General features: G+C 44.3%; 1 protein-coding gene and 1 rRNA gene. Both read left to right on the plus strand.

The genetic code is table 11. The annotated features are described in order from the left end of the window. Window positions 1-75, plus strand: a 5S ribosomal RNA gene (gene rrf, locus AC5V8P_RS26160); the annotation flags it as partial. Window positions 76-238: 163 nt separating this feature from the next. Further along, window positions 239-397, plus strand: a 159-nt coding sequence (locus tag AC5V8P_RS26165; protein WP_495474127.1) for a GNAT family N-acetyltransferase, incomplete at its 3' end; no start/stop codon positions are given.

Raw genomic sequence — 397 nt, forward strand, 5'->3', positions numbered from 1 at the left:
AACACGACCGTTAAGCCCTCCAGCGCCGATGGTACTTGGACCGCAGGGTCCTGGGAGAGTAGGACGTTGCCAAGCAAATGTAAAAAGGATGACAACCTCAGTGAGGTTGTCATCCTTTTTTTATGCGTTTTTGTGGATCGATACCTGCTTATAAGGTTGACAGAGAGAAAAGGCTTTGCGACACTCTAAGTGCGTAATTTTTTTAAAGGTCCGAGTATACGAGTGAGGTGGCGAAGTTATGGAGATTAGACAATTACAACGTGACGAATTTGAAGCAGCTATAGAATTATCTCAGTACGCTTTTCAGTTTACAATGTCCCCGGAGGATCTGGAGAAAGCCAAGAAGAAATTCAAACCAGAGCAAACATGGGGGATCTTCGATGGACATAGCTTGAAT

It is taken from the genome of Paenibacillus sp. N119s (genome assembly GCF_059447605.1).